Raw genomic sequence first — 717 nt, 5'->3', positions numbered from 1 at the left:
AAACGTTAATCACAACAAAACAACATCAACTTTTAAGCAGTTAAGACAAATAAAGCAACCAAGCCAGCAAAAATACACACAAACAAGATCAAAACTGACGCTCTACAATACTCATTTTATTTATATATCTTTCTTCAAATACAAAAAAGCCTGCTTACGCCGGCGTATAATTATGTATTTAAAGCTCATTCAAACCAAGCACATCGGTCATGGTATAAAAGCCCGCCGGCTTGGAATGTAGCCACACTGCAGCCTTCACGGCACCATTAGCAAAAGTCATGCGGTCCGTCGCTTTGTGCGTTATTTCGACTCGCTCACCAATATCAGCAAACATTGCTGTGTGCTCGCCGACAATGTCACCTGCACGAATGGTTGCAAAACCGATTTCATCTTTAGTACGCTCACCAGTAATGCCTTCACGCGCATACACCGCAACATCACTTAACTTGTTGCCCATAGCGCCAGCAATCGCCTCACCCATACCAATCGCAGTACCTGACGGAGCATCAACTTTATGGCGGTGATGAGCTTCGACAATCTCGACATCGCCGTAATCACCCATTACTTTTGCAGCTTTCTCAAGCAACTTAAATACTAGGTTCACACCAACAGAGTAGTTAGGAGCCATCACAACAGGTACGTGCTTCGCAACTGCATCAATCAGTGCTCGCTCTTCTTCACTAAAGCCAGTGGTACCAATTACGATAGACTTCCCAT

Annotated in this window: 1 protein-coding gene; it reads right to left on the bottom strand. The window is 44.1% G+C overall.

Annotation, left to right across the window (positions count from 1 at the left end; all coding sequences use genetic code 11):
• Positions 1 to 178 precede the first annotated feature (178 nt).
• The coding region (gene dapB / locus R7O13_RS26940) for a 4-hydroxy-tetrahydrodipicolinate reductase (protein ID WP_318305216.1) at positions 179 to 717 on the bottom strand (539 nt) is incomplete at its 5' end.

This window comes from Vibrio sp. Y176, assembly GCF_033438945.1.
The sequence above is the reverse complement of the archived record's forward strand: the minus strand, read 5'-3'. Positions and strand labels throughout refer to the sequence as shown.